This window comes from Ewingella americana ATCC 33852 (genome assembly GCF_000735345.1).
In the GTDB taxonomy this organism is placed as follows: Bacteria; Pseudomonadota; Gammaproteobacteria; order Enterobacterales; family Enterobacteriaceae; genus Ewingella; species Ewingella americana.
Genome location: NZ_JMPJ01000017.1, coordinates 251,638 through 277,475, shown reverse-complemented (window position 1 = coordinate 277,475; position 25,838 = coordinate 251,638). Strand labels below are relative to the sequence as shown.

Sequence of the window (25,838 nt, the reverse complement as noted above, 5' to 3'; positions counted from 1 at the left end):
GATTAGGTCCTCTCCGTTTTGCTTAACCACATTTCGTCCATCGCACCGCCACGGATGTGCATCGGGTAAACGTGTTCTGTTTCATCCACGCTGATATCCACGAATACCAGACGGTTTTTCTGATCCAATGCCTGCTGCAATTTGCTCTCCAGCTCATCTGCGCTGCGGATCGCAATACCCACGTGGCCATAGGCCTCGGCGAGTTTGACGAAGTCAGGCAGAGACTGCATGTAGGACTGGGAATGGCGGCCGGAGTAAATCATGTCCTGCCACTGTTTCACCATGCCGAGGTAACCGTTGTTCAGGTTAACCACAATCACCGGCAGGTCGTATTGCAGTGCGGTAGACAGCTCCTGAATGTTCATCTGGATACTGCCGTCGCCGGTCACGCAGATAACGGTCTCTTCTGGCAGGCCGAGCTTAACGCCCAGCGCCGCAGGCAGGCCGAAGCCCATGGTGCCCAGACCACCGGAGTTGATCCAGCGGCGCGGTTTATCAAACTGATAATAGAGCGCGGCAAACATCTGGTGCTGGCCAACGTCTGACGTCACGTAGGCGTCGCCCTTGGTCAAACGATGCAGGGTTTCGATCACTGCCTGAGGCTTGATCGTGCCGCTGTTTTTGTCGTAGCCGAGGCAATCTTTGGCGCGCCACTGCTCGATGCTCTGCCACCAGTCGCGCAGCGCGTCGTACTCTTGTTTCTCATCGCTTTGCGCCAGCAATTCCAGCATCTGCTCCAGCGTCTGTTTGGCATCACCCACGATAGGGATATCCGCGCTCACCGTCTTCGAGATAGACGTCGGGTCGATATCGATATGCATGATGGTGGCGTTCGGGCAGTACTTCGCCAAATTGTTGGTGGTACGGTCATCAAAGCGCACACCCACGCCGAAGATAAGGTCGGCATTGTGCATGGTCATATTGGCTTCGTAAGTGCCGTGCATCCCCAGCATGCCCACGCTTTGGCGGTGAGTACCTGGGAAGGCACCAAGGCCCATCAGTGAGCTGGTCACCGGCAGGTTGAGCTTTTCGGCCAGCTCTAACAGCTCGGCACTACATTCAGAGTTAATCGCACCGCCACCCACATACAGCACCGGCTTTTTCGCCGCCAGCAGGGTTTGCAGCGCGCGTTTAATCTGCCCACGGTGGCCTTGCACCGTCGGGTTGTAAGAACGCATGGTGATTTGCTCAGGGTAGGAATACGGCAATTTCACCTGCGGGTTGACGACATCTTTCGGCAAATCAACCACTACCGGACCGGGGCGGCCAGTAGAAGCGAGGTAAAACGCCTTCTTCAATACCGTCGGAATATCTTCTGCGTGCTTCACCAGGAAGCTATGTTTCACTATCGGGCGGGAGATCCCCACCATGTCGCATTCCTGAAAAGCGTCATAGCCAATCAGCGAACTGTGAACCTGGCCTGATAACACCACCAGCGGAATGGAATCCATATAAGCAGTCGCAATACCGGTAATGGCATTGGTTGCGCCGGGGCCAGAGGTCACGAGCACCACGCCAACGTCACCCGTTGCACGTGCATAACCATCCGCCATATGAACAGCGCCCTGCTCGTGTCTGACTAGCACATGATCAATCCCGCCGACCGTGTGCAGGGCATCATAGATATCCAACACCGCTCCGCCGGGATAACCGAATACGTGTTTAACGCCCTGATCGATCAACGACCGGACGACCATCTCGGCTCCTGACAACATCTCCATGGTTTTGCCTCCAGGCTTTTTGTTTCTATAGGATGACTTATTTTAATAAGAGTCTTTTTATAAGAGAGCTGCCCGGTGAATAAACAACTCAAAGGAAAATGGAATTCATTTCCATCGTCCGGGTAAGAGGGCTTAGCCCTGCTGTTCTTATCTTATGACGTAAATGTAACTCAATACCTTAGCGCCTGAATTTAGGTCAAGCAAACGGCAAAATGCCGCTGACGGGGCCGCTATTTTGTGTCGCGCTGCTGGCCTCATCTAGTGCGAGACAAAACACTGCACAAAGAAGGTTACTACTCAGGAATATCAGGAAGGGGGAATAAATTACAGCATTAAATTATGACAATATTCTTGTTCCACTGGGTGGGAATTGACCTAAAAACGGCCGATTTGAACAGATACAAAAATTAAGCGGCCCGAAGCAAAGCGCGCTGCGGGCCAAAAATGTGAGATTAGTCACAATAGAAGGCGTCGATCTCTTTCTTGTAGCGCTCGGCGATAATTTTGCGGCGAATTTTCAGCGTTGGGGTAAGTTCTCCGGCCTCCATGGTGAAAGGCGTGGTCAGCAGCGCGAACTTCTTCACCTGCTCATAACTTGCCAACTCGTGCTGGATCTGCCGAACGCGATAAGTGAACAGCGACAGGATCTGCTCGTTTTTCAACAAACCTTCGCGATTGAAGTAATCGATGTGATGGGCCTGAGCATATTCACTCAGCGCGTTGAAGTCGGGAACGATCAGCGCAGAGACAAAGTGCTTGGCATCGGCAATCACCGCCGCCTGCTCAATGTAGCGATCTTGCACCAAAGTCCCCTCAATACGCTGTGGCGCAATGTACTTGCCGCCCGAGGTTTTCATCAGATCTTTTAGCCGCTCGGTAACAAACAGGTTGCCCTGCTCATCCATTTTCCCCGCGTCGCCGGTTTTGAACCAGCCATCGGCAGTAAAGCTGGCCGCCGTCTCTTCTGGCTTATTAAAGTAGCCGCGCAGCAGCGTCGGCCCGCGAACTTGAATCTCATTCTCTTCGCCAATGCGAATCTCCACCTTCGGCAGCGCCGTGCCGACTGAGCCAAACAGGAAATCCTGCTCCTCCCAGCAACTCACCGTGGCACTGGTTTCCGTCAGGCCGTAACCATATTTGATTTTCAGCCCAATTGACTCGAAAAACAGAATCACGTTGTCATCCAAGCTTGCCCCGGCGGCAGGCAGGAAGCGCACATTGCCGCCGAGCAGGCCGCGCAGCTTGCTCAACACCAGTTTATCGGCCAGCGCGAACTGACTTTTCTGCCACCATGACTGCGATTCGCGATTTCTGGCGGCGAGAAATTTCTCTTTTCCCTGCGCCATCGCCCAGTGAAACAGCTTCTTCTTGATAAGACTTGCGTGAGCCACGCTCTGATTAATGGCGCTAAACACCTTTTCATAGAAGCGAGGCACGGCGCACATCACTGTTGGTTTGACAGCAGACAGCGCCTCGCGGACCAAATCCGTCTGGCGCAGGAAGACAATCTGCGCGCCGCTGTGCATCACATAGAAGCTCCATGCGCGTTCAAACACATGGGCCAGCGGCAGGAAACAGAGCGAGATATCGTCGCGAGTCAGTGTCAGGCGGTGGTCGTGCTGTTGTAACTGGGTGGCAATGCTGAGGTAATCGAGCATCACCCCTTTCGGCTCGCCGGTAGTGCCCGAGGTATAAATCAGGGTGAACAGATCCTCAAGGCTTCGCTGCTCAAGGCGCTGCGCAAGGCCCGCGCCTGAAGTCGGGTCGGGCGTTTCAAGCCAATTAACATGACGGGCAATGAGCGCGTCGCGCAGGTTTACTGAGTCATCCAGCACCAAAATGTGCTCAAGCTGCGGGCAAAGCGCCTGCAAAGCCAGCGCGGCGTCGAACTGACTTTGTTCGAGCACGAATAAAATGCGAATACCCGCATCATTAATGACATAGGCCGACTGCGCTGGCGTATTGGTGGCATACAGCGGCACCGTGATGGCGCGAATGTGCAGCAGCGCTAAATCGGCCAGCGTCCACGTCATGGCGTTGCTGCCGCACAGTGCGACGCGCTCTTGAACCTCGACGCCCAGACGCAGCAAGATGCTGGCAAGTCGGTCAATCTTTTCGCCAGCTTCGCGCCAAGTGAGTGAACTCTCTTTTTTCCGGCGACCATTCCCGAAACGCGGTGTTGTCAGGCTGGGTTAAAAGTTGATGTTGAAAGCGTGTAACCAGATGGAAGTCAGTAAGAGTTGTCGTCATAACCCGCAAACCTGAAAGGTGAAGAGACAGCAAGCGGCAATGGCCACAAAAGAGGCATAAAGATTGCTTACCGTTATTAACAATTTGTGCAGTCTACCGAGGGTTAGCCGGCAGTTAAAACAAATTATTATTCAAGAATGGCAGGGAAATGAGAAATGACCAAAAGCGATGAAAGAAAATGTTACGAATTCCGCCGCACAAAAAACGACAACAAGCGCAACATATAAAGCAGAGTAAAAAACCACAATAAAAAACAAAACCAGTTATTCCATCTGGTTTTGAGGGGGAGGCAACCGCGATTTTTGAAATAAAACGTGGCAACCCAATTCCCCCTTAAAACGGTACTTCTTCTGGGGTTAAAGGCTTGCGCTCTCTTCTAAAAGAGATTTTAACCACATATTCCCTTTATCCTTGCTGGAGGACTCATGCCAGGAAAGATAGCAAGGCAGTTTATTTTTCAACCAAGGAACTGGAATAATATCCAGATTTAATATTCCCGCGTTGGCCTGTGCTAACCAGTTTGGCACTAAAGCCACCATTTGCGTGCGGGATACCACATTCATCACGCTATTAAGGTCTGTACCCTGAAACGCAATTAACGGCTGTATTTCAGCAGAATCATAATAAGGCAGATAGAAAGAGTGACGATCAGGCATCACAACTGCATGCTGTTCATCGAGATATTTTTCGTCAGGCATGTGTGGGCTAATTCGCGGGTGATTCTGTGCGCAAACTAATACCAGTTCGTCAGTAAATAATTCCTGATTGCAAAAATCACTGCCCTCAAAGCGACGATAACCAATAACAAATTCGATATTTTGATAACGCAGCTGATGCTCAATATTATCAGGGATAATGCTCTGGAATTTGATCCCTACTGAAGAAGAGGTATTGCCAACAGTATTGAGGATATTGGCCGTAAGCCTGATGTCCAGCGGGCTACAGAGCGCCACGTTAAATTGGCGGATACTGGTTCTGGCATCAAAACCTGCGCCCGGCAACTCATTCATCACAATCTGCAATGCTTGGCGAATAGGACCGAAAAGTTGTTTTGCGCGGGTGGTAGGTTGAATCCCTCTCCCATAGCGCACAAACAAATCATCGTTAAACATAATCTTTAAACGCGATACCGCATTACTTACCGCGGGCTGTGACATTCCTAATAATTCAGAAGCGCGGGTAATATTTTGTAATTGCATCACCGCATCAAAAACGGTGAGTAAATTGAGATCGACATTGCGCAAACTTCCTGCGGCATTGGTGGTATCTTGCTGCGCGTCAATTAAATGCGTTTTCATAATTCCCCCGGGGTAATGTAAAAATAAAATCAATATAACCCTGCCAGATAAGCAGGACTTATTAGCAAGAGTGTGGATGATATAATGGCCGTCTTTATAAGGGGGTAATTATAAAATGCCGAGACCTTATGCAGACTAAATTGATATTAAAAATGAATTAATTTATTTCGTTCATTACTAAAATCGAATCATATAAAACTACAAAATGGATACCCTCACAACATACGAAAATAGAATTATTAATTAAGTAATACGCAACAACCTACAACACTTTGATTTTAAATTAAAATATGGCTAAAACGCGCTATTTTGAGGCTGACAAACAGCAATAGTTATCTTTTAACTGACCAACCATCCGCAAAAATCGATTACTTCAGCCAATAAGTCTTTAGCAGAACTTTTCACCAAATGAGATCCAATCTCATCTATTACTAATTAAATAGTGAAGCTATTCCAACGGTTGACATGCCGCGCGCATTCACGTATCAATTTAGGCAACGGTTAAAACAACCTCCGATTCAAAACCAAATTTAAGAGAAGCTGAAACCCATGTTCATTACTACTCGTCTACTAGGCCTACTACTTAACGCAGAAATCTTGCGCGGTATGCCAGTGGGCGAAAATCAGAACTGATTTCAACTTCCACAGACACTAAACCCGCGCCGATGCGCGGGTTTTTTTTTACCTCCACGGCGCGAAAGTAAAACAGACAAGGAATCTACCATGAGCGAACAAGTCATTATTTTCGATACCACGCTGCGTGACGGTGAACAGGCGTTACAAGCCAGCCTGAGCGTCAAAGATAAGTTGCAGATTGCCATCGCGCTGGAAAGAATGGGCGTTGACGTAATGGAAGTCGGCTTCCCGGTTTCCTCTCCGGGCGACTTCGAATCTGTACAGACCATTGCTCGCCAAATCAAAAACAGCCGCGTTTGTGGTCTGGCGCGCTGCGTAGACGGCGATATCGATGCCGCTGCCGAAGCCTTGCGCGTCGCTGAAGCCTTCCGTATCCACGTCTTCTTGGCCACTTCTACCCTGCACATCGAATCAAAATTAAAGCGCTCCTTCGACCAAGTGTTGGACATGGCGGTTCACTCAGTGAAACGTGCGCGTAACTATACCGATGACGTTGAATTCTCCTGTGAAGATGCGGGCCGTACGCCACTGGACAACTTGTGCCGCGTCGTGGAAGCCGCCATCAAGGCCGGTGCTACCACCATCAACATTCCTGACACCGTGGGCTACACCACCCCAACCCAGTTCGGCGGTATCATTACTAATTTGTATGAGCGCGTGCCAAACATTGATAAAGCTATTATCTCAGTCCACTGCCACGATGACTTAGGCATGGCCGTCGGCAACTCCATCGCGGCGATTCAGGCCGGTGCGCGTCAGGTGGAAGGCACATTGAACGGTATCGGTGAGCGCGCTGGTAACACCGCGTTGGAAGAAGTGATTATGGCGATCCGCACTCGCTCCGAGTACATGAATGTCCATACCAACATCAATCACAAAGAAATTTACCGCACCAGCCAGATTGTCAGTCAAATCACCAACATGCCAATCCCAGGCAACAAAGCGATTGTCGGCTCTAACGCCTTCGCGCACTCCTCCGGTATCCATCAGGACGGCGTGCTGAAGAATCGCGAAAACTACGAAATCATGACCCCAGAGTCCATCGGCCTGAACCAGATTCAGTTGAACCTGACTTCACGCTCCGGTCGCGCCGCGGTCAAACACCGTATGGAAGAGATGGGCTACAAAGAATCCGACTATAATTTGGATCATCTGTACGCCGCGTTCTTGAAGCTGGCGGATAAGAAAGGTCAGGTTTTCGACTACGACTTAGAAGCGCTGGTGTTCATCAATAAACAGCAAGAAGAGCCTGAATTCTACCGCCTGGACAACTTCAGCGTGCAGTCAGGTTCCAGCATCACCGCCGCCGCCTCTGTGAACTTGGCCTGTGGCGAAGAGATCAAAACCGAAGCCGCAACAGGTAACGGCCCGGTAGACGCGGTCTATCAGGCAATCAACCGTATTACCGGCTACCAGATCGAACTGGTCAAATATCAACTGACTGCCAAAGGCCATGGCCGCGACGCATTAGGCCAAGTGGACGTAGTGGTTTCCTTTAATGGACGCCGTTTCCACGGTGTAGGTCTGGCGACCGACATCGTCGAATCCTCCGCGAAAGCGATGGTCCATGTATTGAACAGCATTTGGCGCAGCAAGCAGGTAGAAATTGAAAAACAGCGCCTGCAAACCGAAAAACAAAACAATCAGGAAACGGTGTGAACATGAGCAAGACCCATCATATTGCCGTCTTACCCGGCGACGGCATTGGCCCGGAAGTAATGCAGCAGGCGTATAAAGTGTTGGACGCGGTACGTCAGCGCTTTGGCCTGAAAATCACCACCAGCGAATACGACGTTGGCGGCGCAGCCATCGACAAGCACGGCAGCCCATTGCCACCGGCTACCGTTGCCGGTTGTGAGCAAGCAGACGCCATCTTGTTCGGCTCAGTCGGTGGCCCGAAATGGGAACACCTGCCGCCAAACGATCAGCCAGAGCGCGGCGCTTTGCTGCCGCTGCGTAAGCACTTCAAGCTGTTCAGCAACTTGCGCCCTGCCCGCCTGTATCAAGGTTTGGAAGAGTTCTGCCCGCTGCGTGCCGACATCGCCGCAAAAGGTTTCGATATTCTGTGCGTGCGCGAACTGACCGGCGGCATCTACTTCGGTCAGCCTAAAGGTCGTGAAGGCCAAGGCATGCACGAAAAAGCCTTCGATACAGAAGTTTATTACCGTTTCGAGATTGAACGTATTGCCCGTATCGCCTTTGAATCTGCGCGCAAACGCCGCAGCAAAGTGACTTCAATCGATAAAGCAAACGTGCTGCAAACCTCCATCATGTGGCGCGAAGTGGTTAACGAAATCGCTAAAGACTACCCGGACGTTAGCCTGAGCCACATGTACATCGACAACGCCACCATGCAGTTGATCAAAGACCCGTCGCAGTTCGACGTGTTGCTGTGCTCCAACCTGTTCGGCGACATTTTGTCTGACGAGTGCGCGATGATCACCGGCTCCATGGGCATGTTGCCATCGGCGAGCATGAACGAGCAGGCATTCGGCTTGTTCGAACCGGCTGGCGGCTCAGCGCCGGATATCGCAGGCAAAAACATTGCTAACCCGATTGCTCAAATCCTCTCCGCAGCCCTGCTGCTGCGCTACAGCCTTGGCGCTGATGACGCGGCGGACGCTATCGAGCAAGCAGTAAATAAAGCATTAGAGGCAGGCCATCGCACAGGCGATTTGGCCAACAGTGGTAACGCAATTGGCACTAACGAAATGGGCGACATCATTGCCCGTTTCGTGGCAGAAGGGGCATAACATGGCGAAGACTTTATATCAGAAATTGTTTGATGCGCACGTGGTGTACGAAGCGCCAAACGAAACTCCGTTGCTGTATATCGACCGTCATTTGGTGCATGAAGTGACATCACCACAGGCGTTCGATGGCCTGCGCGCCAAAGGCCGTCAGGTGCGTCAGCCGGGCAAAACCTTCGCTACCATGGACCACAACGTCTCGACGCAGACTAAAGACATTAATGCCAGCGGCGAAATGGCCCGCATCCAGATGCAGGAACTGATCAAGAACTGTGCTGAGTTCGGCGTGCAGTTGTATGACCTGAACCACCCGTTCCAAGGCATCGTCCACGTTATTGGCCCTGAGCAAGGCATGACATTGCCGGGCATGACCATCGTGTGCGGCGACTCCCACACCGCCACGCACGGCGCCTTCGGCTCATTGGCCTTCGGCATCGGTACCTCTGAAGTTGAACACGTTTTGGCGACGCAAACCCTGAAACAGGGCCGTGCGAAAACCATGAAAATTGAAGTGACTGGCGACGCACCGGCGGGCATCACCGCCAAAGACATCGTGCTGGCCGTCATTGGTAAAACCGGCAGCGCGGGCGGCACTGGCCACGTGGTCGAGTTCTGCGGTAAAGCGATTGAAGCCTTGAGCATGGAAGGTCGTATGACCCTGTGCAACATGGCTATCGAAATGGGCGCTAAAGCGGGCTTGGTTGCCGCCGACGAAACCACCTTCGCTTACTTGAAAGGCCGCCAGTTCGCGCCGAAAGGCCAAGACTGGGATGAAGCCGTAGCTTACTGGAAAACGCTGAAAACCGACGAAAATGCCACGTTCGACACCACTGTCACCCTGAACGCGGCGGACATTGCGCCTCAGGTCACTTGGGGTACCAACCCAGGTCAGGTAATGGCGGTGAATCAGGTTATCCCTAATCCATCCTCTTTCAGCGACCCGGTAGAACGCGCGTCCGCTGAAAAAGCTTTGGCTTATATGGACCTGCAGCCGGGCATTAAGTTGACCGACGTCTCCATCGACAAAGTGTTTATCGGCTCTTGCACCAACTCACGCATTGAAGATTTACGCGCAGCTGCTGCAGTGGCCAAAGGACGTAAAGTCGCCAGCGGCGTGCAGGCTATCGTGGTGCCAGGCTCTGGCCCGGTGAAAGCGCAGGCGGAAGAAGAAGGTTTGGATAAGATCTTCATTGAAGCTGGTTTCGAATGGCGTCTGCCGGGCTGTTCAATGTGTTTGGCGATGAACAATGACCGTCTGAATCCGGGCGAGCGTTGTGCTTCCACCAGCAACCGTAACTTCGAAGGTCGTCAGGGTCGCGGCGGTCGTACTCATCTGGTTAGCCCGGCAATGGCAGCTGCCGCCGCGGTAACTGGCCGTTTCGCTGATATTCGTGAACTGAACTAAGGAAACCATCATGACTAAATTCACTCAACATATTGGTCTGGTGGTTCCGCTGGATGCGGCTAACGTCGATACCGATGCCATCATTCCTAAGCAGTTTTTGCAGAAAGTGACCCGTACAGGTTTCGGCCAGCACCTGTTCAACGACTGGCGTTTCTTGGACGACGCGGGGCAGCAGCCTAACCCTGATTTCGTGCTGAATAAGCCGCGCTACAAAGGCGCAAGCATCCTGCTGGCTCGTGAAAACTTCGGCTGCGGCTCATCCCGTGAGCACGCACCTTGGGCGCTGACTGATTACGGCTTCCACGCCGTGATCGCCCCAAGCTTTGCCGATATTTTCTACGGTAACTCGTTCAACAACCAACTGTTGCCAATCACCTTGAGCGATGAGCAAGTGGATGAGTTGTTCAAACTGGTTGAAGCTAACGAAGGCATCACCTTCGAAGTGGATCTGGAAAACCAAGTGGTCAACGCCGGTGGCAAAAGCTACTCGTTTGAAATCGACAGCTTCCGCCGTCACTGCATGATCAACGGCTTAGACAGCATTGGCCTGACTTTGCAGCACGAAGCCAACATCTCCACTTACGAGAACAAACAGCCTGCATTCATGAAGTAATGACTGCGCCATTTGATAAAAAAACCCGCGAATTTCGCGGGTTTTTTATTGCTGATGGCGCGCCTTACACGTCTTTGACTTTCCACATCAGGCCCAGCGCCAGCAGGGATAGCAGGGTTATCGCCCAATAAACCGGATAATGTCCGAAGTTCTCCACGATAGTGCCTTGCAGCAGCCCGGCAAAAATCACCCCGGTTGAAATGCTATTGGTAAACAGCGTGGTCGCCGACCCCGCGCGGCCGGGCATTAGATCTTGGAAATAGAGCATGCCGATACCCGCGATAATACCGATGAATATCGCATTGAACAGTTGCAGCAGGATCAGCGCGGTTTTCGACTCGAACAGCACCAGCCCGGCATAGAAAATTACGCCATTGGCGGCGGCAATCAGCATCAGGCGGCGCTTGCCCCAGCGTTTCACCAACGTCCCGGCAATCAGCATCGCCGGGATTTCAATCCCCGCCGCCGTGCCCATTAACAAGCCAGCCAAGCCCTCGGGAAGCCCCAAGTCACGCGCAATATACAGCGGCATATCAATCACATACATCAGGTTGCAGGTCCACATCAGCAACGACGCGAAAAACAGCAGCCTGACATCGCGATTGCGCCACGCGCTCACCGCCACCTCGGCGTTATCCACCGGCTGCTCCACGCGCGGCACCGACGGCAGAAACAACCAAATCATCAGGATACTGGCGACATACACCGCCGCCGCGCTGAGATACATCAGCGTGAAGCCGTAATTGAGCGCCAGCATAAAGGAGAGCGGCGGGCCGAGCACCCACGCCAGCGACAGCATGGCGCGCATGGTCGAGCTAAACATCACCACTTCGCTGGCCGAGCGATCCGCATGCTCGCGGGCCAGCGCGAACAGCTGCGGCATCGAAGTATTAGCAATTGCCGCCAGCAGCACGCCGACGGTGATCAGCACTAAATAGTCGCGGCTAAAAGCAAAAACCAGCGCGTTTCCCACCGCCATTACGCAGCACAGTAGCAGCAGCTTTCGGCGGTCACCCTTCTTATCCGAGCGATTGGCCAGCAGGAAGCTGACGGCAATGCCCGCGATGGCATTCACCGTATAAAACAACCCAACCCACATTGGCCTGACTTTCACTTCATTGGTCAGAAACAGGCTCAGCGTAGGTGCCTGTAACGCCCCGGCGATGCCGCACAGCAGGGAAACCGTCAGAAAAGTGGCATAGATTGAGTTGATACGACGCTTAAGCATGAGCCATCCCAGAGTGGTCGAAGGCGGGTAAACAACCCTCAGTGTAGCCGCGTTTTAAAATAAAAAAACCAGTGAGTTACCTCACTGGCTGGTGACAATACACCATTACTCAGAAATCGTTTTAGCCCGCCTGAGGCTGCTTACGTTCAGGCTGACTTAGGTATGTTTGCGGTACTGCTCATCACTCATCTCGTCGATGTCCCACTGCATCAGCTGGTTCAGCGTGGCAACGCGATACTCTTGCGGCACCCAGTTTAACCACTCTGCTGGCGCACTTTGCGGGGCGACCGCGCGGAAATAGCGCTGGAAAAAATCTCGATTTAGAAGACCTTGCATGCTGACCTCCGGGGTATGTGCATCACGGCTTTGTTGCTAAACAGTATCGGAGTAATATGAGGAAAGATAAATTGATGAAAACAGCACTTGGAGTTCCTCTTTTATGTCATCACCGCGTTTGCAACAGCAGTTCATTCGCCTCTGGCAAAGCTGCCACGGGGAAGAGACGCACACCACTTTGCAGGCGCTTTCCGAGGTGATGAACTGCTCGCGCCGCCATATGCGATCCTTGCTCACCACCATGCAGGAGCAGGGTTGGATCAACTGGCAGGCCGAGGCCGGTCGTGGCAAACGATCTACGCTGACCTTTCTCTATACCGGGCTGGCGCTCCAGCAACAGCGGGCCGAAGAGCTATTAGAAGAGGATAAAATCGACCAGTTGGTGCAGCTGGTCGGCGACAAAAAGGCCGTGCGCCAGATGCTGATTTCTCAGCTAGGTCGCAGCTTTCGTCAGGGGAAGCATATCCTGCGCGTGCTCTACTATCGCCCGCTGCTCAATCTGCTGCCCGGCACCATGCTGCGGCGTTCAGAAACTCATATTGCTAGGCAAATCTTTAGCGGCCTGACGCGCATAAATGAGGAAAACGGGGAACTAGAAGGCGATTTAGCTCACCACTGGCAGCAGCTATCCCCGCTGCACTGGCGTTTTTATCTGCGCCCGGCGATCCACTTCCACCACGGCCGCGAGCTGAACATGGCGGACATCATCAGCAGCTTTGCGCGGCTGAGCACCCATCCGCTGTTCGCGCACTTTTCATCCGTGACGTCGCCGACGCTCAACGTCATCGACATTCATCTCACCTCGACCGACAAGTGGCTGCCGTGGCTGCTGGGCAACGTTCACGCCATGATTTTGCCGCAAGAGTGGGCGTCGATGCCGGACTTTGCCCGCCACCCGGTCGGCACTGGCCCCTACGCCGTGGTGCTCAATCAAAACACCCAACTGCGCATTCGGGCATTTGACGAGTATTTCGGTTTTCGCGCGCTGATTGATGAAGTGAATATTTGGGTTCTGCCGGAACTCACCGAGGACTTGGTGCATTCCGGCGTCCAGTTGCAGGCCGACGAGTCTGGCGACAGCGAGCCGGAGAGCCGCCTCGAGGAAGGCTGTTATTTCCTGCTCTATGACCAGCGTTCGCCTATCGGCAGTGATGAAGCCAGCCGCCTGTGGCTCAGTGAGTTGCTCAGCCCGATTGCCCTGCTCAACGCCACCGAGACCATTTACCAGCGCTATTGGGCACCCGCCTTTGGCCTGCTGCCGCGCTGGCATCATCTGCAAACGCATCTTCCGCACCCTAAGCCTGCTCACCTGAAAGAGATAACCCTGACTTACTATAGCGAGCACTCGGAGCATCAGGCGATCAGCAAGGCCATTACGCCGCTGCTGGCGGCGCACGGGGTGAAGCTCAATGTTCAGGTGGTGGATTACGCCAGTTGGCACAGAGGCGAGGCGAAAAGCGATGTCTGGCTGGGCAGCGCCAACTTCACCCTGCCGCTTGAGTTTTCACTGTTTGCTACCCTGCTGGAGCTGCCATTAATCAACTACTGCATGGATTGCGACCTGAAATCCGACGGCGCTATGTGGCGCGCCGGGCAGCTGAACATGGGCGAATGGGCGCAAAAACTGGTGGAGAATAACCATCTCCATCCGCTTTTCCACCACTGGCTGGTGTTACAGGGCCAGCGCAGCATGCGCGGGGTGCGCATGAACACCCTCGGCTGGTTCGACTTTAAATCTGCCTGGTTCGCACCGCCCGATAGCTAAAGCTTCTTCCACAAGCCGTACTAAGTCTCTAGAATGGCAATCGTTCTCAACGGGGTGCCTGAAATATTAAACGCCGCGAGCGAGTGTTCAGCGGGTGAAGTCCAGCGCACAGCCAGCGCAGCGTACTCAAGTACGTGAGCATAGCGAGCACTGCACGACGCCCGATCAACACCCGCGCAGCAAGTTTAAAGGCTGAGATAAACCCGTCGAACCTGATCCGGTTAGCCCCGGCGGAGGGATTTGAGACTGCGCCTGCTTACTCAAAATCCTTTGCCCCTTTTCTTTTATGGAGTGCAAAGTTGAAGAAAATACTGCCTTTCCTGCTGCTGTTGAGCGCCCCGGCCTTCGCCGCCAAGCCTGTCCTCACTGTTTACACCTACGACTCTTTCGCTGCTGACTGGGGCCCCGGCCCGGCAATTAAAAAAGCCTTTGAAGCTGACTGCGGCTGCGAACTGAAATATGTCGCGCTGGAAGACGGCGTCTCGCTGCTCAATCGCTTACGGATGGAAGGCAAAAACAGTCAGGCCGACGTGGTAGTCGGGCTGGATAACAACCTGCTGCAAGCCGCCGAGCAAACTGGCTTGTTCGCCAAAGCCCCGGCTACTGACGCCAAGCTGGATATTCCGGGTGGCTGGAACAACTCAACTTTCGTGCCTTACGATTACGGCTACTTCGCCTTCGTCTATGACAAAAATAAGCTGAAGAACCCGCCGAAAAGCCTCGATGAGCTGATTAACAGCCCGCAGAACTGGAAAGTGATTTACGAAGACCCGCGCACCAGCACCCCTGGCCTCGGCCTGCTGCTGTGGATGCAAAAAGTCTATGGCGACAAAGCGCCGCAAGAATGGCAGAAGCTGGCGAAGAAAACCGTCACCGTCACCAAAGGCTGGAGCGAGGCTTACGGGCTGTTCCTCAAAGGGGAAAGTGATCTGGTGCTGAGCTACACCACCTCTCCGGCTTACCACATTATAGAAGAGAAGAAAGACAACTACGCCGCCGCGAACTTCAGCGAAGGCCACTATATGCAGGTTGAAGTTGCCGGGCAGTTGGCCGCTAGCAAACAGCCGGAACTGGCGACGAAATTCATCAAATTCGTCACCAGCGCGGGCTTCCAGAACACCATTGCGACCGGCAACTGGATGTACCCCGTGGTCAAATCCGAGCTGCCTGCCGCCTTTGATCAGTTGACCGTACCGAGCAAGTCCCTGCAATACAGCGCGCAAGACGTCGCTGACCACCGTAGTCAATGGATTCAGGCATGGCAAACCGCCGTCAGCCGCTGATCCCTCACTGGCTATGGCCGGGCATGGTCGCCGCCCTGAGTATTTTGGCGGTGGCCGTGCTGGCTCTGGGTTCGCTGTGGCGTCATGCGCCACAGTTAGCTGGCCCCTCGCTGTGGCAAGACGCCTATCTGTGGCATGTCATTCGCTTTACCTTCTGGCAGGCGCTGCTGTCGGCGCTGTTCTCGGTGCTGCCCGCGATCCTGCTGGCGCGCGCCCTGTTCCGCCGCCGTTTTCCCGGCCGCCAAATCCTACTGCGCCTGTGTGCCATGACCTTAGTGCTGCCGGTATTGGTGGCGGTGTTTGGCATTCTCAGCGTCTATGGCCGTCAGGGCTGGCTAGCCCAGCTCTGCCAATGGCTCGGCGTGGATTACGCTTTCTCGCCCTATGGGCTGAAAGGCATTTTGCTGGCGCACATCTTCTTTAACCTGCCGCTGGCCGCCCGCCTGCTGCTTCAGGCGCTGGAAAATATCGCCACCGAGCAGCGCCAGCTGGCCGCCCAGCTCGGGATGAATGCCTGGCAGCAGTTTCGCTTTGTCGAATGGCCCGCGCTGCGCCGCCAGATCCTGCCCGCCGCCGCGCTGATCTTTATGCTCTGTTTCGCCAGCTTTGCCACCGTGCTCTCCCTCGGCGGCGGTCCGCAGGCCACTACCATCGAGCTGGCGATTTATCAGGCCCTCAGTTACGACTATGACTTAACCCGCGCCGCCAGTCTGGCGCTGATCCAACTGGTGTGCTGTCTCGGGCTGGTGATGCTAAGCCAGCAACTCAGCCGCGCACTGCCGGTCGGCCATACCCACGCGCAAAAGTGGTATGACCCCAATGACTCGCTGCTGCGCCGAAGCTGCGACGCCCTGCTGATCGCCCTCGCGCTGCTGCTTATTCTCCCTCCGCTGCTGGCGGTGGTGGTTGATGGCGCCAACCGCGCCGTGCTCAGCGTGCTTACCCAGCCCGCGCTGTGGCAGGCTTTGTGGACCTCTTTGCGTATCGCGGCAGGCAGCGGAATATTGTGCGTGATCCTGACCATGATGCTGCTGTGGAGCAGCCGCGAGCTGAGACTTCGCCAGCGCAACGGCTGGGCGCAGGCGCTGGATATCAGCGGCATGCTGATTCTGGCGATGCCCGGCATCGTGCTGGCGACCGGCTTCTTCTTACTGCTCAGCGACACCATCGGTCTGCCGCAATCGCCATGGTCGCTGGTTATCATGACCAACGCGCTGATGGCGGTGCCCTATGCCATGAAGGTGCTGGACAACCCGATGCGTGACGTCGCCGAACGCTACAGCCTGCTCTGTTTGTCTCTGGACATGCGCGGCTGGCGTCGACTGCGCTGGGTGGAATTCAGCGCGCTGAAACGCCCTTTAACCCAGGCGCTGGCCTTCTCTTGCGTGCTTTCACTCGGCGATTTCGGCGTCATTGCGCTGTTCGGCAATGAGAATTTCCGCACGCTGCCTTTCTACCTTTATCAGCAGATTGGTTCTTATCGCAGTCAAGACGGCGCGGTCACCGCGCTGCTATTGCTGCTGCTATGCTTCTTGCTGTTCACCCTGATTGAACGTTTACCGGGCCGCCATGCTGACGCTAAATAAACTGACTTACCTGTATGAACACCTGCCGATGCGCTTTGATTTACAGATTGAGGCGGGAGAGCGCGTCGCCATTCTGGGGCCAAGTGGCGCGGGCAAAAGCACCCTGCTCAGCCTGACGGCGGGCTTTTTGGCGGCGACCAGCGGGCAGATTCTGCTTAATGGTCAAGACCATAGCCAAACGCCACCGGCCAAGCGCCCGGTCTCCATGCTGTTTCAGGAGAACAACCTGTTCTCCCATCTGACCGTGTGCCAGAACATGGCGCTGGGGCTGCATCCGGGGTTGAAACTGAGCGCCGCGCAGCAGCAAGAATTGTTGGAAATCGCCCGGCAAGTGGGCCTTGAGGATTGTCTGGATCGCCTGCCTTCGCAGCTCTCGGGCGGGCAGCGCCAACGCGTGGCCTTGGCGAGATGTCTGTTACGCAGCCAGCCTATCTTGCTGCTGGATGAGCCATTTTCCGCCCTCGACCCGGCATTGCGCAGTGAGATGCTCAACCTGCTGGATAAGGTGTGCTCGGAGCGCAATCTGACGCTGCTGATGGTGTCGCATAATTTGGATGACGCGGTGCGCGTGGCGCAGCGCACGCTGTTGGTGGTCGACGGCCGAATTTACTACGACGGCCCGACGCAGGCTCTGGTGGAAGGCAGTGCTGCAGAAGCCCAGATACTGGGCATTCCGCTGCGCTAAGAGGAGTTAGCGGGTGATCACTTTCCACAGCAGATGCCCGTAAACCGGCATCAAAGGCTGCTTGCTTAGCATGACAAAGCAAACCGCCGTGGCAATCACGCCAAGCACGGAGAGCACGCGCACCCGAGCCAATGGCAGCCAGCGCGCCATGGCGTCGCCGCTGTTTTTATCCGAGCGGAACCAGCGCCACAGTAACCACGCCGTCAGCCACAATAAGGCCGCAGAGCCCAGCAGCAGCCACTTGAATACCGTGCTGTTATGCCCGGCGGGGATATCAATCGCCACGCCCGCCAAGATACCCGGCAGGAAGTAGACCGGCGGCCAAGTGATGCAGCCGACGATGTTCGGCGGCGCAAATTTATACGGCGGCAGGCTGAGCATCCCAGCGACCATCGGCACCAGCGGGCGTGTCGGCCCAATAAAACGGCCAATAATGACCGTTGCGAAGCTGTGCCGGTCAAGCGCGCTGCCGGTTTTGTCGAGCAGCGCCTGATAGCGTTGCAGGAACTTCCAGTTATGTAGCGGCCCCTTGAAGCGACGGCCGATGAAATAAGAGGCCCAGTCGCCCACGAAACAGCCCAGCCCGGCGGCCAGCCACGCTTCGTACAGGCCAACCTGTCCGCTGCCAATCAAGGTGCCAAGAGTCGCCATCATGACGGTGCCGGGAAGGATTAACCCGACCAGAGCCAGCGATTCAAAAAACGCCACCACCGCAACGATAATCAGTGCAATTCCCACCGACTGCGCGACGAGATGCTGTAAATAGGCTTCCATAAAATCCCAGTGTTATGTGCGTCTTGCATGGCCAAATCAATGGCTGACCATCCCTGCAATATCAGGTAAATGACTGAATACTCTATAAATGAAAAACATTCACAAAATGCATTTCAGTCCAGTAATTCATAAGTGTAGCTTTATAAAACATTACGCGGCTGAATTGTCAGTGCAGTGCGAAAGTGAGTCAACCGGCGAATTGTATGCATATTTGCCTAAATGCGCCTTAAACCCGCGCCGATGGACAAGAACTGTATAAATAACCATACTATATTGCTCTGCCCTGCTTTTTTACTCGACCTAATGAGGCGCTTATCAACGCACCCACTTCGCACGCTTCGACGCTCACCTCGCCACGTGAGGGGTTTGTTTTAACCCGACACTGGCGCGACACCCCGCGCGGCACGGAGGTGGAGCTGTGGCTGGCGACTGACAGCGGCCCTCAGCGCGTGCGTTTACCTTTGCAGGAATCAGTGGCTTTTTTGCCCGTCGAGCAGCGCAAGCAGGCCGAACGGCTACTGGTTGGTGAGAAGGGCTACAGCCTGCGCGAGCTGCCTTTGCAGGATTTCCAATCTCGCCCGGTCCTTGGGCTGTATTGCACTCAGCACCGCCAGTTAATGCGACTGGAGAAGCTGCTCAAAGAGAGTGGCGTCACGCTGTTTGAAGCAGATATTCGCCCGCCGGAGCGCTACCTGATGGAGCGCTACATCACCGCGCCGGTCTGGTTCAGCGGCCAGCAGAGCGGCGACAATCTGCTGGTCGAAACCCGCATGAAGCCTGCCGAGGCTTATCGCCCGCCGCTAAAACTCTGTTCGCTGGACATTGAAACCAGCGGCAACGGCGAGCTTTACTGCATTGGCCTTGAAGGCTGCGGCCAGCGCCACGTCTACATGCTCGGGCCGCCGAATGGTAACACTAATACTCCGCGCGACTTCATTCTGGAGTATGTCGACAGCCGCCCGAAGCTGTTGGAGAAGCTCAATGAGTGGCTGGCAGCCTATGATCCTGACGTCATTATCGGCTGGAATGTGGTGCAGTTTGACCTGCGCGTGCTGCAAAAACACGCCGAGCGCTACCATATTCCGCTGCGTTTTGGCCGCGACGGTAGCGACCTTGAGTGGCGCGAGCACGGCTTCAAGCAGGGGCATTTCTTCGCTGCGGCCGCCGGGCGTTTAATCATTGACGGCATTGAAGCACTGAAATCGGCTTTCTGGAACTTCTCTTCGTTCAGTTTGGAAAACGTCTCGCAAACTTTGCTTGGCGAAGGTAAAGCCAGTGACAGCCCTTACCAGCGGCTGGCCGAGATTGAACAGCGTTTTCGCGAAAATAAGCCCGCGCTGGCCCACTACAACCTGAAAGACTGCGAGCTAGTGACGCGCATTTTTGCCAAAACCGAGCTGATGCCCTTCCTGCTCGAGCGCGCTTCGGTGACCGGGCTGGCGGTCGATCGCCACGGCGGCTCGGTGGCCGCTTTCACCCACCTTTATTTACCGCGCATGCATCGCATCGGCTATGTCGCGCCGAACATGGGTGAACGCGAAGGGGAAATGAGCCCAGGCGGCTTCGTGATGGACTCCCGTCCCGGCCTGTATGATTCCGTGCTGGTGCTCGACTACAAAAGCCTTTATCCGTCGATTATCCGCACCTTCCTGATTGACCCCGTCGGGCTGGTCGCCGGTTTGCAGCAGCCCGATGAGCAACACGCCGTGCCGGGCTATCGCGGCGCGCACTTCTCCCGTGACAAGCACTGCCTGCCGGAGATCGTCCGGCAAATCTGGCAAGGGCGCGAAACCGCCAAGCAGCAAAAAAACAAGCCGCTGTCGCAGGCGCTGAAAATAATCATGAATGCTTTTTATGGCGTGCTGGGTTCCAGCGGCTGTCGTTTCTTCGACCCAAGGCTGGCGTCGTCTATCACCCTGCGCGGCCACGACATCATGCGCCAAACCCGCGAACTGATTGAAGCCGAAGGCTTTCAGGTGATCTATGGCGATACTGATTCCACCTTTGTCTGGCTGAATAAAGCCCACTCTGAAGAGGAGGCCGGGGCCATTGGCCGCCGTCTGGTGGAGCAGGTTAATGCTTGGTGGAAAGCTCATCTCCAACAGGAATATGGGCTGGAAAGCGCGCTGGAGCTGGAGTTTGAGACTCACTTCAAACGCTTCCTGATGCCGACCATTCGCGGCTCCGAGCAGGGCAGCAAAAAACGCTACGCCGGGTTAACCCAAGGCGCGGACGGCGAACATATCATCTATAAAGGTTTGGAAACCGTGCGCACCGACTGGACGCCGTTGGCGCAGGAGTTCCAGCAGGCGCTGTATCAACGCATTTTCCATAATCAGCCCTATCAGGACTACGTGCGAGAGTACGTGGCAAGCACGCTGGCGGGAGAGTTCGACAGCCAGCTGGTTTATCGCAAGCGCCTGCGCCGCAAGCTCAGCGACTACGAGCGCAATGTGCCGCCGCACGTTCGAGCTGCAAGGCTGGCCGACGAGTATAATGTGGCCCAAGGCCGCGCCCAGCAGTACCAAAACGGCGGCTGGATAAGCTATGTAATGACCACCTCGGGGCCAGAACCGCTGGAGAATCTGCATTCGCCAATTGATTACGACCACTATATTGAGCGCCAGCTCGAGCCGGTGGCCGACGGCATTCTGCCCTTCCTGCATGATGACTTTGCTACACTTATCACTGGCCAGATGGGTTTGTTTTAAATCAGGCGCGCGGGTCTGTTTAGTAAAGATGTATCGTGACGAAAGGGCCGCCTTCTATTACCATAGCGCCCTTTCCCGAATCTGAACCACCCCCATAAAATTAACAATTCCGCGCCACTGGCGAGGAAAGCAAGCTATTACTAAAAATCAGGGCGCAGTAAAGCCGTTCATAACAGACAGACACAGAGAGAGATTATGCCGTTTACATTGGGTCAACGCTGGATAAGCGACACGGAAAGCGAATTAGGATTAGGGACCGTCGTCGCGATTGATACGCGCATGGTAACCCTGCTTTTCCCCGCCACTGGTGAAAACCGACTGTATGCTCGTAATGATTCCCCAATCACCCGCGTGATGTTTAACACCGGGGATACCATCAGTAGCCATGAAGGATGGCAGCTACTGGTGGAAGAAGTGGTTGAAGATAAAGGGCTGCTGACCTACATCGGTACGCGTACCGACACCGAAGAGACGGGCGTCGCGATGCGCGAAGTGCTCCTCGACAGCAAGCTGACCTTCAGTAAGCCTCAAGACCGACTGTTCGCCGGTCAAATCGACCGCATGGACCGTTTCGCCCTGCGCTTCCGCGCCCGTAAATACCAGCGCGAACAGTTCCGTCTGGAGTTCGGCGGCCTGCGCGGTATGCGCGCCAGCCTGATCCCGCACCAGTTACACATTGCTTATGAAGTGGGCCAGCGCCACGCCCCGCGCGTGCTGTTAGCCGACGAAGTGGGTCTGGGTAAAACCATCGAAGCCGGGATGATCATCCACCAGCAACTGCTGTCTGGTCGCGCCGAGCGCGTGCTGATCGTGGTGCCAGAAACTCTGCAACACCAGTGGCTGGTCGAGATGCTGCGCCGCTTCAACCTGCGCTTCTCGCTGTTTGATGACGACCGTTATGCCGAGTCGGTCCATGAAGCCACTAACCCGTTTGAAACCGAGCAGCTGGTTATCTGTTCGCTGGACTTCGTGCGCCGCAATAAGTCTCGTCTCGAGCAGTTGTCCGAAGCCGAGTGGGACATGCTGGTAGTCGACGAAGCGCACCACTTGGTGTGGAGCGAAGACGCGCCGAGCCGCGAATATCAGGTTATCGAGCAGCTTTCTCAGCAGATCCCAAGCGTGCTGTTGCTGACCGCAACCCCAGAGCAGTTGGGCCAGCAGAGCCACTTTGCCCGCCTGCGCCTGCTCGACCCAGATCGTTTCCACGATTACGAAGAATTCATTGAAGAGCAGCAGCAGTATCAGCCAGTGGCTGACGCCGTGACCCTGCTGCTCAACCAAGAACAATTAACGCCGGAAGCGCTGGCGCTGCTGGGTGAGCGCGTGGGCAATGCCGACGTCGACAACCTGCTGGCAGCTGCCAACGCCGGTGATGAAGCCGCCGCCAAAAAACTGGTCGCCATGCTGATGGACCGCCACGGCACCAGCCGCGTGCTGTTCCGTAACACCCGTAACGGTGTGAAAGGCTTCCCTGAGCGCCACCTGAACGCGGTGAAATTGCCTCTGCCAACCCAGTACCAGACGGCGATTAAGGTGTCCGGCATCATGGGCGCTAAGAAAACGGTGGAAGCGCGTGCCTACGACATGCTCTACCCGGAGCAGATTTATCAGGAGTTCGAAGGCGACAACGCCACCTGGTGGAACTTCGACCCGCGCGTTGAGTGGCTGCTGGGCTACCTGACGGCCAACCGTGACGAAAAAGTGCTGGTGATCTGCGCCAAAGCCGCCACCGCGCTGCAACTCGAGCAGGTGCTGCGCGAGCGTGAAGCTATCCGTGCTGCCGTGTTCCACGAAGGTTTGTCGATTATTGAGCGTGACCGCGCGGCGGCCTACTTCGCTTCTCAGGAAGATGGCGCGCAGGTGCTGCTCTGTTCTGAAATCGGATCCGAAGGGCGTAACTTCCAGTTCGCCAGCAAAATGGTGATGTTCGACCTGCCATTTAACCCGGACCTACTGGAGCAGCGTATTGGCCGTCTGGACCGTATCGGCCAGCAGAACAACATCGACATCATGGTGCCTTACCTCGAGCAGACCGCACAGTCGGTGCTGGTGCGTTGGTTCCATGAAGGTCTGGACGCGTTCGAGCACACCTGCCCGACCGGCCGCACCATTTACGACAGCGCCTATGAGCAGCTGATTGCTTTCTTGGCGACGCCAAACGAGCAAGAGGGTCTGAACGAGTTTATTGCTGAATGCCGCAGTAAGCACGACGCCCTGAAGCTGGAGCTGGAAAACGGCCGCGACCGCCTACTGGAGATGCATTCCAACGGCGGCGAACCGGCGCAGCAGCTGGCAAAAGAGATTGGCGAGCAGGATAACGACGTCAATCTGGTCAACTTCGCGCTGAACCTGTTCGACATCGTGGGGATCAACCAAGAAGACCGCAGCGATAACCTGATCGTGCTGACGCCGTCGGATCACATGCTGGTGCCGGACTTCCCGGGGCTGCCGGAAGATGGCTGCACCGTGACCTTCGACCGTGAGCAGGCGCTGTCCCGCGAAGACACCCAGTTCATCAGTTGGGAGCATCCAATCATTCGCAACGGCCTGGATCTTATTCTGTCTGGCGACACCGGCAGCTGCGCGGTGTCAATCCTGAAGAATAAGGCGCTGCCGGTCGGCACGCTGCTGGCTGAGCTGGTGTATGTTGTGGAGTGTCAGGCACCGAAGCACCTGCAATTAACCCGCTTCTTGCCACCGACGCCGGTTCGCATGCTGATGGACCGTAAAGGCACCAATCTGGCGGCTCAGGTTGAGTTCGAAAGCTTCAACCGCCAGTTAAATGCCATTAACCGTCACAACTCCAGCAAACTGGTCAACGCGGTGCAGGCTGATGTCCACGCCATGCTGCAACAGGCAGAGCCGCAGATTGCCGAAGAAGCTCGCACGCTGATTGAAGCCGCCAAGGTTGAAGCCGACGTGCAGCTGAACCAAGAGCTGGCGCGCCTGAAGTCGCTGAAAGAGGTTAACCCGAACATTCGTGATGATGAGCTGGAAGCGATAGAATCGAATCGCCAACAGGTTCTGGCTAACCTGAACGATGCCAGCTGGCGTCTGGATGCTATCCGTCTGGTAGTGGTTAGCCACCAGTAATGCCAGCCAAGAGGCAGGAGTCCCCTGCCTCTTCCCTTTTCATGACAGTAGAAAATTGAAACCGCGATGAGTGAAAATCAATCCACATCCCACATCCCTTCCAACACCAAGCCGCTGGAGGATTACAACCCGCCGAAGGATCCATGGTTGCAGGTGATTTTTCAGGATGAGCACATCATGGTGGTCAATAAGCCGAGCGGCCTGCTGTCAGTTCCCGGCAAGCTGGCTGAGCATCACGACAGCCTGATGACCCGCATTCAGCAAGAGTTTCCCGAAGCCGAGTCGGTGCATCGCCTTGATATGTCCACCAGTGGCGTGATTGTGGTGGCGTTAACCAAGGAAGCCGAGCGCGAGCTTAAGCGCCAGTTCCGCGAGCGCGAGACCAAAAAAGTCTATATCGCCCGCGTTTGGGGCCGGGTAGAAGAGGATTACGGCATTATCGATTTACCGCTGATTTGTGATTACCCGAATCGCCCAAAACAGAAGGTGTGTCACGAAACGGGAAAAAAAGCCCTCACCCAGTATGAAGTGATGTCTTGGGACGATGACGGCACCACGCGCGTTAAGCTGCGGCCGATAACAGGCCGTTCTCACCAGCTGCGTGTTCACCTGCTGGCTATCGGCCATCCGATCCTTGGCGATAAATTTTATGCGCCGCCCGAGGCGCTGGGCGTGGTCAATCGCCTGCAACTGCATGCGCAGGAGCTATCGTTCTACCATCCAATCACCGATACGCCAGTGGTCTTTAACTGCGAGCCGGACTTCTAAAAGCAGCATTAAAGAAAAAGGCGCTGAACTCGCATTCAGCGCCTTTTTTTCGCCACAAGAAAGGAAGTTTATTTAAACCCTTTCTCGCGCTTAATCAGGTCATAAGCCGCCTGAATCGCCTGCGCTTTCTCTTTCGCCATCTCCATCATTTCCGGTGGTAAGCCTTTCGCCACCAGCTTGTCTGGATGGTGCTCGCTCATCAGCTTGCGATAGGCACGTTTAATCGTGGCGCTATCGTCTGACGGGCTAACACCCAGCACTTTACAAGCATCGGCCAAGGTCGGCCCCTGCTGAGCCTGACGGAATCCGCCCTCCGAGTAGCGCCCCTGCTGGCCGCCGCCAAACTGCTGACCGCCCTCCATCATGCTGAGGAACTGGTCAAACTGCTGACGGGAGATGCCCAGCTCTTCGGCGATGACATTCAGCACCTGCCGCTCATTGGGATGCAACGAGCCATCGGCAAATGCGGCTTGGATCTGAATTTCCAGAAAAGTCCGGATTAAGTCGAAACGCCCGAAGCACACATTGCGCAGCTCACGCATTTTCTCACGCAGCGGATAACTCGACTCTTTACCACTCTGGAATGCGCGCTGTGCCGCATTTCGGTTCTCACCGTGCAACTGCATTCGGTCCATATAAAGGCTGGCAATTTGAATATCAGCCTCGGTCACACGCCCCTTTGATTTCGTTAAATGCCCCATCACCTCAAAGGTGGTGCGGAAAAAAACAGTTTGTCTTGTCTGTTGATCGGCAAAATAACCGCGACTCTTAACCGAGCGCGCCTTGTCGAACATGTGTCCAATCAACACCCCAATAACGATTCCCCAGAATCCCACGCCGGACATTAAACCCAGCACAAGCCCGAGCAGCTTTCCCCAATACTGCATATACTCCTCAATTCACCATGGCGTCGTCGAAAAATTGCTTTATCATAAC

At 55.0% G+C, this 25,838-nt stretch carries 17 protein-coding genes and 1 pseudogene; 11 read left to right on the top strand and 7 right to left on the bottom strand.

Going from position 1 to position 25,838, the window contains the following annotated elements; translation table 11 throughout:
- Positions 1-2: 2 nt before the first annotated feature.
- The 3 genes and pseudogenes from ilvI to leuO form a co-directional block, all read right to left on the bottom strand.
- Positions 3-1,721, bottom strand: coding sequence for an acetolactate synthase 3 large subunit (ilvI, locus tag GEAM_RS01290; protein WP_034787145.1), 1,719 nt, complete (start codon positions 1,719-1,721; stop codon positions 3-5).
- Positions 1,722-2,173: 452 nt separating this feature from the next.
- Positions 2,174-3,971 (bottom strand): annotated as a pseudogene (locus GEAM_RS01285) (AMP-dependent synthetase/ligase).
- A gap of 356 nt (positions 3,972-4,327) precedes the next feature.
- Positions 4,328-5,269 (bottom strand): transcriptional regulator LeuO, encoded by a 942-nt coding sequence (leuO, locus tag GEAM_RS01280; protein WP_051899365.1) that lies wholly within the window; start codon positions 5,267-5,269, stop codon positions 4,328-4,330.
- Positions 5,270-5,992: 723 nt separating this feature from the next.
- Between leuO and leuA the strand changes: the two genes are divergently transcribed.
- Genes leuA through leuD form a run of 4 tightly spaced genes read left to right on the top strand, consistent with a single transcriptional unit; the run spans position 5,993 to position 10,673 of the window.
- A complete protein-coding gene (leuA, locus tag GEAM_RS01275) occupies positions 5,993-7,564 on the top strand; it encodes a 2-isopropylmalate synthase (RefSeq protein ID WP_034787141.1) in 1,572 nt (523 codons plus the stop codon).
- Between the two features lie 2 nt (positions 7,565-7,566).
- Positions 7,567-8,658, top strand: a complete 1,092-nt coding sequence (leuB, locus tag GEAM_RS01270) for a 3-isopropylmalate dehydrogenase (protein WP_034787139.1) — start codon at positions 7,567-7,569, stop codon at positions 8,656-8,658.
- 1 nt (position 8,659) lies between these two features.
- Positions 8,660-10,060, top strand: a complete 1,401-nt coding sequence (leuC, locus tag GEAM_RS01265) for a 3-isopropylmalate dehydratase large subunit (protein ID WP_034787137.1) — start codon at positions 8,660-8,662, stop codon at positions 10,058-10,060.
- A 7-nt stretch (positions 10,061-10,067) separates the two neighbouring features.
- On the top strand, positions 10,068-10,673 hold the full coding sequence (leuD, locus tag GEAM_RS01260; protein WP_100938082.1) for a 3-isopropylmalate dehydratase small subunit: 606 nt from the start codon (positions 10,068-10,070) through the stop codon (positions 10,671-10,673).
- Positions 10,674-10,737: 64 nt separating this feature from the next.
- Here the strand turns inward: leuD and GEAM_RS01255 are convergent, their stop codons facing one another.
- A complete protein-coding gene (locus GEAM_RS01255; protein ID WP_034787130.1) occupies positions 10,738-11,901 on the bottom strand; it encodes an MFS transporter in 1,164 nt (387 codons plus the stop codon).
- Positions 11,902-12,057: 156 nt separating this feature from the next.
- Entirely contained in the window at positions 12,058-12,237 is a 180-nt protein-coding gene (gene sgrT, locus GEAM_RS01250; RefSeq protein ID WP_034787128.1) for a glucose uptake inhibitor SgrT, read from the bottom strand.
- A 103-nt stretch (positions 12,238-12,340) separates the two neighbouring features.
- Here sgrT and sgrR point away from each other — a divergent pair, with 103 nt between their 5' ends.
- From sgrR to thiQ, 4 genes are all read left to right on the top strand, one after another.
- A complete protein-coding gene (sgrR, locus tag GEAM_RS01245; RefSeq protein WP_034787126.1) occupies positions 12,341-14,002 on the top strand; it encodes an HTH-type transcriptional regulator SgrR in 1,662 nt (553 codons plus the stop codon).
- Between the two features lie 299 nt (positions 14,003-14,301).
- Positions 14,302-15,285: a thiamine ABC transporter substrate binding subunit gene (gene thiB / locus GEAM_RS01240; RefSeq protein ID WP_034787125.1), complete on the top strand. Its 984-nt coding sequence runs from the start codon at positions 14,302-14,304 to the stop codon at positions 15,283-15,285.
- Positions 15,261-16,871, top strand: coding sequence for a thiamine/thiamine pyrophosphate ABC transporter permease ThiP (gene thiP, locus GEAM_RS01235; RefSeq protein ID WP_034787124.1), 1,611 nt, complete (start codon positions 15,261-15,263; stop codon positions 16,869-16,871). Before thiB ends, thiP begins: the two co-directional genes overlap by 25 nt.
- Positions 16,855-17,556 (top strand): thiamine ABC transporter ATP-binding protein ThiQ, encoded by a 702-nt coding sequence (gene thiQ / locus GEAM_RS01230; protein WP_034787122.1) that lies wholly within the window; start codon positions 16,855-16,857, stop codon positions 17,554-17,556. Before thiP ends, thiQ begins: the two co-directional genes overlap by 17 nt.
- Before the next feature lie 6 nt (positions 17,557-17,562).
- Here the strand turns inward: thiQ and GEAM_RS01225 are convergent, their stop codons facing one another.
- Positions 17,563-18,330 carry a DedA family protein gene (locus GEAM_RS01225; protein ID WP_034787121.1) on the bottom strand — a complete coding sequence of 256 codons (768 nt, stop codon included), beginning with the start codon at positions 18,328-18,330 and terminating at the stop codon, positions 17,563-17,565.
- A 314-nt stretch (positions 18,331-18,644) separates the two neighbouring features.
- Between GEAM_RS01225 and GEAM_RS01220 the strand changes: the two genes are divergently transcribed.
- The 3 genes from GEAM_RS01220 to rluA all read left to right on the top strand — a co-directional run bounded on the left by GEAM_RS01220 (position 18,645) and on the right by rluA (position 24,902).
- A complete protein-coding gene (locus tag GEAM_RS01220; protein WP_034787119.1) occupies positions 18,645-21,041 on the top strand; it encodes a DNA polymerase II in 2,397 nt (798 codons plus the stop codon).
- Positions 21,042-21,236: 195 nt separating this feature from the next.
- Positions 21,237-24,134 (top strand): RNA polymerase-associated protein RapA, encoded by a 2,898-nt coding sequence (gene rapA / locus GEAM_RS01215; protein ID WP_034787116.1) that lies wholly within the window; start codon positions 21,237-21,239, stop codon positions 24,132-24,134.
- Between the two features lie 66 nt (positions 24,135-24,200).
- Entirely contained in the window at positions 24,201-24,902 is a 702-nt protein-coding gene (gene rluA / locus GEAM_RS01210) for a bifunctional tRNA pseudouridine(32) synthase/23S rRNA pseudouridine(746) synthase RluA (RefSeq protein WP_034787114.1), read from the top strand.
- A gap of 68 nt (positions 24,903-24,970) precedes the next feature.
- Here rluA and djlA read toward each other — a convergent pair whose 3' ends face one another.
- The gene (djlA, locus tag GEAM_RS01205; RefSeq protein ID WP_034787113.1) at positions 24,971-25,789 is read right to left on the bottom strand and encodes a co-chaperone DjlA; all 819 of its coding nucleotides are present in this window, start codon (positions 25,787-25,789) and stop codon (positions 24,971-24,973) included.
- Positions 25,790-25,838 lie beyond the last annotated feature (49 nt).

What these genes read in the sequence shown, in the direction of transcription:
- ilvI (WP_034787145.1), bottom strand. Translation starts at nt 1,721, where the DNA reads ATGGAGATGTTGTCAGGAGCCGAGATGGTCGTCCGGTCGTTGATCGAT.
- leuO (WP_051899365.1), bottom strand. Translation starts at nt 5,269, where the DNA reads ATGAAAACGCATTTAATTGACGCGCAGCAAGATACCACCAATGCCGCA.
- leuA (WP_034787141.1), top strand. Translation starts at nt 5,993, where the DNA reads ATGAGCGAACAAGTCATTATTTTCGATACCACGCTGCGTGACGGTGAA.
- leuB (WP_034787139.1), top strand. Translation starts at nt 7,567, where the DNA reads ATGAGCAAGACCCATCATATTGCCGTCTTACCCGGCGACGGCATTGGC.
- leuC (WP_034787137.1), top strand. Translation starts at nt 8,660, where the DNA reads ATGGCGAAGACTTTATATCAGAAATTGTTTGATGCGCACGTGGTGTAC.
- GEAM_RS01255 (WP_034787130.1), bottom strand. Translation starts at nt 11,901, where the DNA reads ATGCTTAAGCGTCGTATCAACTCAATCTATGCCACTTTTCTGACGGTT.
- sgrT (WP_034787128.1), bottom strand. Translation starts at nt 12,237, where the DNA reads ATGCAAGGTCTTCTAAATCGAGATTTTTTCCAGCGCTATTTCCGCGCG.
- sgrR (WP_034787126.1), top strand. Translation starts at nt 12,341, where the DNA reads ATGTCATCACCGCGTTTGCAACAGCAGTTCATTCGCCTCTGGCAAAGC.
- thiP (WP_034787124.1), top strand. Translation starts at nt 15,261, where the DNA reads ATGGCAAACCGCCGTCAGCCGCTGATCCCTCACTGGCTATGGCCGGGC.
- thiQ (WP_034787122.1), top strand. Translation starts at nt 16,855, where the DNA reads ATGCTGACGCTAAATAAACTGACTTACCTGTATGAACACCTGCCGATG.
- GEAM_RS01225 (WP_034787121.1), bottom strand. Translation starts at nt 18,330, where the DNA reads ATGGAAGCCTATTTACAGCATCTCGTCGCGCAGTCGGTGGGAATTGCA.
- rapA (WP_034787116.1), top strand. Translation starts at nt 21,237, where the DNA reads ATGCCGTTTACATTGGGTCAACGCTGGATAAGCGACACGGAAAGCGAA.
- rluA (WP_034787114.1), top strand. Translation starts at nt 24,201, where the DNA reads ATGAGTGAAAATCAATCCACATCCCACATCCCTTCCAACACCAAGCCG.
- djlA (WP_034787113.1), bottom strand. Translation starts at nt 25,789, where the DNA reads ATGCAGTATTGGGGAAAGCTGCTCGGGCTTGTGCTGGGTTTAATGTCC.